The organism is Sphingomonas sp. TREG-RG-20F-R18-01 (genome assembly GCF_022662475.1).
Lineage (GTDB): Bacteria > Pseudomonadota > Alphaproteobacteria > Sphingomonadales > Sphingomonadaceae > Sphingomonas.
This window is the reverse complement of sequence record NZ_JAKNQQ010000011.1, coordinates 58525-67712: the sequence shown is the minus strand read 5'-3', so window position 1 is coordinate 67712 and position 9188 is coordinate 58525. Positions and strand designations below refer to the sequence as shown.

Here is a 9188-nt window from a genome sequence, read left to right as displayed (position 1 = left end):
GCATTTGTTGCGTGAAAAACTCAGAGAAGGTGACGTCGGAAAAGTCGAGCACAAACCCTTTCCCGCGGACGAAGTCGACGAGTTGTTCGACGAGCCGTAAGTCCATGCTTGTGATCGTGCTAATGACCCGTCCTTCGCTGTCATGATGGATATGGAAAGGTGCGCGCGCGGTCTGCGCCAGTCTACCTTTCAAGCTTGCGGCGCTCCGGTGAAGCCGATTAGTCGGTCCACTCGAAACAGCGGCTGCGCTCAATAAATTGCCGTAAGATCCGATCGGATCGGCGTACCAGGTCGCGATCTCGACCATGCTGTGGTGATTTCGCGCCGTGGAACAGGTTACAGCGAACGCAATAGATAACCCGCAACAGCTGCGGCCAGGTTGGGACGTCCCTGTCCGCCCATCCAAGCGGCTGCATTTTCACACCTTCACGCCGACAGCGGTCAAACAGATCATCGCGCTCCTGCGCCCAGAAGGCGTCGCGACCGAGCTTCTGCCGTACATCACGGACGTTGACCACTGGCCATAGCTCAGAGAATGCCAACACTCTTCGTTTGAAATCGTCATCCTGCATCAGCTGTTCGTAGGCATCCGTGGCCCGTCGGTTTTCGGCGATAGCCGTTATCATGGCGGCGTCATGATCAGCGCCGGTCACCGACTCCATCCAACCGTTGAAGCCCATCCAAAGGCTCATGAACGACATGAAGGACGAGCGTTGCCGATCCGCATTTTCGACCAATTCGCGGGCGAGGTCGGCAGTTTCCGGATCCAGCGTCCGGAAATTACTGAAGCTCACCATTGCCAATATGCTCCCACCAGCGTCCTAAGTGCGCTGGTCTAGCGAGACTTAAGCGAGACGATAACCGCGGTTAGCCGAAAACTGCCGCAATCTGACGGAGCGTAGCCACGAACGTGTCCAGCAACTGGCGACCTTGCGTAGCTGCCGGCGTGGTAGCATCGACACCTGCTCGCACTTTGCCGCTGGCGATATTGCTCGATCCAAGATGTGCATCGGCAAGCCGCAAATCGTAGATTCCGAAGAGTGGTGCCACCATCGTGCGAGCGTCGGCCTCGGGGACTAGGCTACTGAGAAGTTTTTCGAGCGCCTTGTTCGATCCTGGCTTTTTGGCATTTTTGGGCTTTGGCAGGTTCAGCGGCGCGAGGACCGCATCGACGTCGATCCGTTCCATGAAAAGCCGGGTTACCTCCTTGGAGAGCTCTAGCAAGCCCCCCGCCTCGGCCGCTTGGAACCGGTGCGCTCGGCGCAACAGCCTTGGAACAGCCTCGTCGTCGCGAAGGAGCGGGACCCCGTATTTACTGTTAAAAGTCGCATCAATCTCGTCGAGGGCCGTTGCCAGTTGGGACTCCGGGGCCACGGTACTCGCAGGTGTCACTTCCATCTGCGCGGCAAACAACTCGTTCGCTACGCCGCCTTCGGGTGTAACGTTGTGAGCGCTCCACAGCCGCTGCTCCCAAGGATCGAGTGCACCGATGTCCTTAGCAAAGACCGTGATCAGACCGAGACGGTTTACCCCAAAATGGACGCTGGTGCTGGCACCCAAGCTTCCCGTATCCGCGCTGTACCAGTGCAGGCTCGCGCCGCGATGGCGCATCAACGTGGAAACGACGGTTGGGTCGAAATACAGCCAGGTGGACACGCGTGACAAGTCATCGCCCGGCGAGCGTGTGCCGTCATTTTCCAGTACGAAGCTGGTTGTGTGGGGATCCTTGTCGCCTCGGATGCGGGTACTGAGCCCGCTTGGTTTAACCCATTCCGTTCGCCACATTGCGCCCATTGTCCGGTACTGATCATTCGACGCCGGCCAGTGCCCCGTGCCGACTCGTCCCTCGCGCTCGTCCCTGCCAACGGCTTCAGCGAAGGTGTCATTTGGCCAGCTATAGACCGGTTTATTGACGGTGGTGGTGGTACGTTGGCGGTAGCTTGAGCAATATAGCGCCATGCCGCGGGCACTAAGATAGTCGCCAAGGAACTCCGCCCTGATCTCCAGGAGCATCGGTCGAGATTCTGCATCCCGCTTCAGTCGCGCGATTTCGGCCCAACCCTCCTCCGGGCGGAACCAGCAGTCCCCCTCGCGCAGAAGCCGGAGGGCCACGATCAGATCAGGATGCAGATGCCAAACGTGGAGGTGTTCGTCCTCAAGATACTGGTCGATCACTAGGTTGATACCGATCAACTGATCGGAACCGTAATAGAACAGGTCTGAAGCGCGGTAGCCCCATGGCTCCATGCCGCCCCGGTGCGCACCAACACCAAGGTCGCTCCACCCGACCTTTTCGGCTTTAGACTTGTGAATGTCGAAGATGGCGGCGGTGGCTATGCCCGTATACTCCCGCAGCTCCACAATGCCCTGCTCCGGTGCATCGATGGCGATATCGGCATCGTGGCGAAGCGGTATCCACGACTGCCCTTGCAGAAGCAGCACATCGCGGAATTCAAAATATCTTTGCTGGATTGGCATAGGCATCCCTGACTGACAGAGCATGGATACCGCCAAATGCGGAAATTTTGCATCAGCTTCGCTCTGACGGCTTTCCAACAGGGCCGTCGAGCGAGAAGGTTGCCCCCTCCAATCGCGCTTTCTCAAAAAAACTGCCATTCGGAGTAGGGAGGCGGGGAGGTGTGCCACGTGGCACACCCTACTATCACCGCCCCGCGATCGAGCGAGACTTCTCGTAGATCACTTCCTGGGTCATATCGCGGACCTGCTGATCCTGCTTTTGCTTGACCTCGACGCCGGCGATCCGTTCGCCCCGATCGATCCGGGCAGCGACTTCCTCCTTGCGCTCGGCTACGAACTCACGCTGCTTAGTATGCTCACCCGGGAAGCGATCGGCCGCCACAACCATCGCAAGTGCGACATGGCTTTGTGCCTTGCGCAGATCAGGGTCTTTGGCATTTTGGACATCCGTTTGTCGACGAAATCGCTCGGCTAGATCGCGTCCGGGGTCGGGCTGTTCCTTGCTGTCGCGAACCTGGCTCGCTGTGCGAGCGTCCCGCGCTTTCGTCGACGCTGCGCCAGGTTGACGAGCCTGTTCGCGTTCGGCCGCAGCTTTCGTCTTCGCGTCCGGTTGGTAGCCGTCGATCTTCAGCCCCTGCGCCGTAGCCGCGAGATAGGCTGCACGCTTAAATTCTTCATCGCCGTCGATCCGAAGCGACGTCCATCCATTCTCTTTGGCCAGACGGATCAGATCGGGCAGCGATTCTCTATCCTTGGCCTTAATGCGATCGGGGGTGATCGTCGCGATTGGCTCTTTGTCATGTGGGCTGCGATAGAGCTTGTTGCCGACCCGCAGGAACCTTGATTCCAGATCGGACGGCACCTCCATCGTACGACGGCGTCGATCGGCCTCAACGCCGGCAGTATCGGTTTTTTGATCCATTTCACCGCTCCTGTTCGATCATACCTACAAGTTCGTCGCCCCGTTGCTCGGTTGAAACGTCGATGAGCATGTCGGGGAAATCCTGGATGACGACGCTATCCATCGCGAACGACATTGGATCGGGATCGGTGAGCTGGTCGAACGTCGGCTCGACGCAAGCCGGCAGTTCCTCATCGTCATCGACCGTCTGCGGGATCGGCACCACCACGGGTGCCTTCGTGACGCGGCTACGGAACAGAGCGTCCCCGAAATACCGTATCTTATCGCCGTGAATGGGCGGGATGCCGCCCCTGAGCAGAAGCAGTTCGGTATCGGGGAATTGCATCAGCTCCTGCGGCAGCAGGAGAGCTCGGCGCTGATCGGACATGGACTTGGAGCGGTTGGCGAGGATGCCGTGGATGGTCAGCGACTTAGTGACGGATTCCTGACCGACATATCCGATCCGCTCGGATAGCTCATTTGCGACACGCAGCTCCTTTGGCGTGAAGGCAACTTCTACCCCGCAATTAGCGACGATCTCATTGGCGACATGCTCGCCATATACCGCGCGGAGCTGCGACCTGGACTGGATCACCGGCAAAAGTCGGATGCCGTAGCCAGCAACGTAGGAGAAGGCGCTGGCGATCGTCTGTGCGCGGCCGATGCGTGCAAACTCGTCTAGGATGACGAGAACCTGTAGCGGGGTCTGCGTACCCGGCAGCTCGCGCACGTTGAGGTCGATCAACTGTTGAAACAGCAGATTGTAGAGCGGCGCGACTCGGTCCAACTCGTCGGGCGATACACCGAGATAGACCGACATAGGGGTTGTGCGCAGCTCGCGCAGATCGAAATCGCTCGTCTCCGTCGCCGCGTCGACCCGTGGGTTGAGCCACAGGCTCAGCTTGGAGGTGACGGTCTGGACGATGCCCGCGAACGTGTTGTCGGCGCCGGACGTGAAGTCGGCGAGGGCGTTGCGGCAACCTTGCGACAGATCGTGTCGTTCCTCGAGAACTCGGCGGAAGAACCCGCGCGTGTCGCCGGTCGTCATCAAGCGGTAGATCGAGCCGATCGTGAACGGCCGATCGGAAACCGCGAGACAGGCCCCCACTCCGACGAAGGCGGTACGTGCCGAGTCCGTCCAGAATGGCTCGCCCCGTTCGGGCGCGACGAACAGCATCGTGGCGATCTTCTGCAGTTCGATGATTACCTCGTCGGGATCGATGCGATCGATGTAGCCGAGTGGATTGTAGCGGGCGGTTCGGCCGTCCGGTTCGGTCGGGTTGAACAGGTAGACGGCCTGGCCGTGCTTCTCGCGAAAGCCGGCCGTCGCATCCCAATTCTCGCGCTTTACGTCGAGGACGACGACGGATTCCTGCCATGACAACAGGTTGGGGATGACGATGCCGACGCCCTTGCCGGAACGGGTAGGGGCCTCGACGATGCAATGTTCGCTCCCCCCGAATGTGAGGAACTTGCCGCCTTTCTTACCCAAGACGATGCCGTTCGCGGCACGGAAGCCGGCGCGACGAATCTCGCTCTCCCGAGCGAAGCGCGCAGCGCCATGCAGGGGCGGTTTGAGTTTGACGAACCACCAGATCGTGATCGCCGCGAGGAAGAGGCCGATCCCCATGCCGGCGCCGAAAGCCTTCAGCACGATCGGATCGTGCCGATAGTACCAGAAGAACGCCGGCATCTTGAGCGGGTCGAACTTGGCACTGGGAAGCCCGAGATATATCCAGGCGATGACAGAGGCGATCAGGAACGCGACGACGAGCGCAACCGGAATGCCAAAGGCGAGGAGTGTGCGCCGGTTAGGCTGCATGACGCCCGGCCGGGTCGTAGTAGATTTCCGTCATCCGAAATTTGCCGTCGACCTTCTTCATCTGGACGACGACGTCGACGAGGATTTTCAGAAGCGAGCGAATGTCGTCGCGGGCGAGGTCCGCACCCCCCTCACTCTCCTTCACCAGCAGCGTCAGTTGCTCGAATGCCAACTCGGCCGAGTCCGCGTGTATGGTCGTGATCGATCCGGGATGACCGCTGTTGACGTTGCGGAGGTAGAAAAAGGCTGTCCCGTCGCGCAGCTCCTGGAGCAGGATGCGATCGGGCCTCATGCGCAGTGCGCTTTCCAGCAGCTCCTTCGCCGTCACCTTGGCGGTGCCGGTGCCATCCTTGCTATAGATCATGTGAACGACGTTCTTGTGCGGCACGACAAGCTCGCGCGTGTCCTCGATCGTAAGCAGCCGCTCATTCTCTGGAATGAGCTTGATGAGCCCCTTGGAAAACGTCGTCTTCCCCGAGCCGGTCGCGCCCGAGATCAGGATGTTGAGCCGGCTTCGCACGGCAAGGTCGAAGAACTCGACGTGCTTTCCGGTGTTGAGCAGGCCCAGCAGCCGTTCCTCAACCGGACTGACCCTTTTGGTGGCGACCTTGGTTTCTGCAAATAGGCCGCTCGCTTCGAACTCCGCCATCGTCATCGTCTTCGTCGACGGTTTGCGCACCGTGATCGAGACCGTGCCGTCCGGTACTACGGGAGGGAGGACGAGCTGGACCCGCTCGCCGGTCGGGAAGACCGTCGAGCAGATCGGCGTCTCGCGCGTCACGTCCTGCGACGTGAACGCGGCGGCAGCGCGGGCCAGCCCGTTGAGAGCCTCGAGGGTAAGGTCCGGCTCGTCCTCCCAGGTCCATCCGCCATGCCGTTCGACGCCGATGACCAAAGGTTCGTTGATGACGACTTCCGTCACGTCGTCTTCGTCGAGGTAGCGGCGAAGCGGGCGAACGGCATGATCGAGGATCGCCGTGTTGCGGAAGCCCGGTGCGCTCACTTCAGACCGAGCCCGTAGACTTGGGAGAAATCAAAATCTTTCGCGACGGTGATCGCCAGCTCGGACCCTTGGTTGACCCGCACGACGGGGCGGATCGTTTGCGTATCTTGCAGAACGGACGAGGTGGTATCGCCGGGGGTGCGGAAGACGGTCGACCCGGCCGGGCTGACGGCCTGGCCTGCGATCTGTCCGCCTGTATCGAGAACGCTGAACAGAAGGGCAGCCCCGAATCGCTGCCAGAAGAACCGATCGATTTTGCCGGTGATGCCGGCGCGGCCAAGAGAGTCGGACGCCGGTGACCCTATATCGATTGCGACACCCCGCGGCGTGACCGCCCGCGTCCACATCGCGAAGAGCCGACCCTGACCGCGTTGCAGGCCACCCTGATACTCGCCGAAAACACGTGTGCCCTTTTCGAGCAACACGACGCGACCGTTGTCCGAATAGATGTCCCGAGGGATGATGCAGGTGGTGTAGCCCGGCACGGTGCTGTCCATCGCCGTTTGCAGGACGCAGGGGATGATCGCGCCTGCGGTGACGAGATAGTTGCGGTTGCCGATCATGCGAGCCGTGGCGGTGCCGATCGCCGACGTTTGCTTGAGCGTATCGAGGTTGGTCCGGGTCGCCGACGTGGCGCTACCGCCCTGCGGTGCCGCATCGCCACTGTCCCCGGTGCTGCCGCCGAGCGTGCGACCGCCACTCGGACCGCTCTGGTTGCCGTTGTAGGCGATCAGCGTCGATCGCCGCGCATTGTCGCTGAGTTGGCGGGCCTCATTCGCGCGCCGCTCGGCTTCAGACTGCTCGCGGGTTTGCTGCCCTGACGTTCCGGTCGATGGATACGGGGTGATGGGCTGACCGTCGGGGCCGATCGCGGGAACCTGCGTTCCAGTGAGCTGCACCGGGGCGTTCGGATCGCGAGGTGCCGTGGCGAGCGTCGGTGCGATGACCGACTTGGGATCGTAAGGCGCCTCGACCGCAGGAGGCGCCTTCTTCACTTCCAATGCCTTGTTGCTCCCGGTTCCGGTGACGACCGTCAGGGCCGCGAAGACGATTCCGCCGGCGAGTGCCGCGCCGACCAGCACCTTTTTGTTGTCCCATTGAGCCGCATTGAGTGACGGGATACGGTTCGGGCGGTCGGCAGCGGGGGTGCGGTCGATCTCGTCCGCTTCAGGCGTGGCGTCGACGTCGAATCGTTTATCGCTCACGTCACTTCTCCGTCGTGCGCTCGACGACTTCGGATGCCGTGTCCGTTTTGGGATCGCGGCCGTAGAAGCTCGGGCTTTCGTTGTAGATGCAGAGGACGACCTTGCCCCTGCGGAGGCGCATTTGCTTGTAGATGCCGTGGACGACCACGAACTCATCACGCACATCGAACGCGGCCGTCGCCTCGCTCCCGTCGGGATTGACGGTGAAGATCGCGGGGATCTCGCGTTGATTAGGGAACCGCAAAACGGTGAACTGACCGTTGTCGCTAATCTCCGACGGTTGAATGTCCGAGGAGCCTTCGACCTTGTAATTCAGGTTGCGCTTGCCTTCGAGGACACCAAGGTCGAGCGCCACCTTCACCGCGCCGTTCTGCGCCGCCAGCGCAGCCGCGAGCTGCGTCTGTTGCGCGGCAAGAACCGCTTGCTGCGCCTCATATTCGGGATAGCGTAGCCGGACCTTGAAGAACGTTCCCGTCGCCCGCGCACCGGCGACGGCGGTCAGCTCGAAAGTGTAGTTGCGCTTCGTGCCCTGAAACTCCGTCACGACGATCAGGTTCGTCACCCCGGCCCGTTCGCGGGGCTTCACGAACAGCGAATTATCTGCCGGTGCGACCTCCCATGACACCGTGTCGCCCATCGCGACGAATTTGATGACCTCGCCAGGGGCGAACTCAATCTGCGTCGCGGTACGAAAGCCGCTGCGGATTTTGATAACATTACCGTCGGTATAGTTGACCTCGCGGATGCGCTGATCCGGTCCGAGCTGGCGCGGCGTCTGTTCGGCAAAGGCCGCCACGGGCACGAGCGCCCCCAGCGCTGTGGCCATAAGCAGGATGCTCTTCATCGTGTCGGCACCTCCGCATCGGCTCGGTAGGACTTCACCTGGAAACCGAGCGGGTTGGCGTAGCGTCCAGATTCCGTTTCAGGCTTGGACAGCACGTCGAAAGTGATGGTCGCGATGGCCGGCGTCTCGATCACCTGTTGATCGCGTTCGAGGCGCTTCACGAAGCGAACCTGCGCGACGTTCGGCGATATGAAGGCGACCGATCGGATCGCGACAAACACCGCGTCGTTCGCGGTGAGCTGATTTTGCGGAGAGTCCGGATTGTCCTTCTTGTAGAAGGCCGTCCAACGCGCCTGTTCCTCTCGCGTTGAGAGCGCCAGCACCTTGCGGAAGAACTCTTCGCGTGCCTGCGGAATCCACCCCTCCCGCGAACGGACGTAATCAGCCAGGAAGTATTTCCGGATCGCCTCGTCATAGGTGATCGACTTATCGCCGCGCAGCTCCTGGGTGACGTCGGTAGCACCCGTCGATCGATCGACAGTGACGACGTAGGGTACGACCGTCTTCAACGGCGTGAGCGCCAACACTGCGGCAGCGCATATCGCCGCAAACGCAATAGCCACGGACGCGACTATCCAGGCGACGCGCCGCGAGCGCGCAGCGGTGACGAACCTGTCACGATCCCAGCCTTCCGCTTCCGCGAAATAGCTCTTGAGGTCTTCGTCGTTGTCTTTGACGCCGATCGCCATTGTCAGCAGCTCGCATAAGAGGTCGGGAGGGCCGCGCTTGCGCTCGGCGACGCTCCGATCGCCGGCACCCGCTCGTTGCTGGACGACGGCCCCTGAGGGTTTGGCGTCGCGCTGGCGGGCGGGAAGAGGTTGGTGGTCGGCGAAGGTATCGGGGCGGCTGGTGCTGCTCCCTGCGGGCTAGGTGTGCCACGTGGCACACCTCCGCTGCTGACCGGCGCTGGAGGCGTGAGCCCGCGATCAGGAATG

Annotated in this window: 8 protein-coding genes; all 8 read right to left on the bottom strand. The window is 61.3% G+C overall.

Going from position 1 to position 9188, the window contains the following annotated elements; genetic code table 11:
• Window positions 1-218: 218 nt before the first annotated feature.
• Window positions 219-797 (bottom strand): hypothetical protein, encoded by a 579-nt coding sequence (locus L8K25_RS19545; protein ID WP_242140670.1) that lies wholly within the window; start codon window positions 795-797, stop codon window positions 219-221.
• Between the two features lie 70 nt (window positions 798-867).
• Complete coding sequence (locus L8K25_RS19540) at window positions 868-2478, bottom strand: hypothetical protein (protein ID WP_242140669.1); 1611 nt, start codon at window positions 2476-2478, stop codon at window positions 868-870.
• A 184-nt stretch (window positions 2479-2662) separates the two neighbouring features.
• On the bottom strand, window positions 2663-3400 hold the full coding sequence (locus tag L8K25_RS19535; RefSeq protein ID WP_242140668.1) for an LPD7 domain-containing protein: 738 nt from the start codon (window positions 3398-3400) through the stop codon (window positions 2663-2665).
• A gap of 1 nt (window position 3401) precedes the next feature.
• A complete protein-coding gene (locus L8K25_RS19530; protein ID WP_242140667.1) occupies window positions 3402-5201 on the bottom strand; it encodes a type IV secretory system conjugative DNA transfer family protein in 1800 nt (599 codons plus the stop codon).
• The gene (gene virB11 / locus L8K25_RS19525) at window positions 5191-6204 is read right to left on the bottom strand and encodes a P-type DNA transfer ATPase VirB11 (protein WP_242140666.1); all 1014 of its coding nucleotides are present in this window, start codon (window positions 6202-6204) and stop codon (window positions 5191-5193) included. Before virB11 ends, L8K25_RS19530 begins: the two co-directional genes overlap by 11 nt.
• Complete coding sequence (virB10, locus tag L8K25_RS22830; RefSeq protein WP_242140665.1) at window positions 6201-7409, bottom strand: type IV secretion system protein VirB10; 1209 nt, start codon at window positions 7407-7409, stop codon at window positions 6201-6203. The genes virB11 and virB10 overlap by 4 nt, the downstream gene beginning before the upstream one ends.
• Window position 7410: 1 nt before the next feature.
• Window positions 7411-8253: a P-type conjugative transfer protein VirB9 gene (gene virB9 / locus L8K25_RS19515; RefSeq protein WP_242140664.1), complete on the bottom strand. Its 843-nt coding sequence runs from the start codon at window positions 8251-8253 to the stop codon at window positions 7411-7413.
• Window positions 8250-8942: a VirB8/TrbF family protein gene (locus L8K25_RS19510; protein WP_242140663.1), complete on the bottom strand. Its 693-nt coding sequence runs from the start codon at window positions 8940-8942 to the stop codon at window positions 8250-8252. Before L8K25_RS19510 ends, virB9 begins: the two co-directional genes overlap by 4 nt.
• Window positions 8943-9188: the final 246 nt, after the last annotated feature.

Excerpts from the sequence above, each read along its gene's own strand:
- virB9 (WP_242140664.1), bottom strand. The coding sequence starts at position 8,253 with ATGAAGAGCATCCTGCTTATGGCCACAGCGCTGGGGGCGCTCGTGCCC.
- L8K25_RS19530 (WP_242140667.1), bottom strand. The coding sequence starts at position 5,201 with ATGCAGCCTAACCGGCGCACACTCCTCGCCTTTGGCATTCCGGTTGCG.
- L8K25_RS19545 (WP_242140670.1), bottom strand. The coding sequence starts at position 797 with ATGGTGAGCTTCAGTAATTTCCGGACGCTGGATCCGGAAACTGCCGAC.
- L8K25_RS19535 (WP_242140668.1), bottom strand. The coding sequence starts at position 3,400 with ATGGATCAAAAAACCGATACTGCCGGCGTTGAGGCCGATCGACGCCGT.
- L8K25_RS19540 (WP_242140669.1), bottom strand. The coding sequence starts at position 2,478 with ATGCCAATCCAGCAAAGATATTTTGAATTCCGCGATGTGCTGCTTCTG.
- L8K25_RS19510 (WP_242140663.1), bottom strand. The coding sequence starts at position 8,942 with ATGGCGATCGGCGTCAAAGACAACGACGAAGACCTCAAGAGCTATTTC.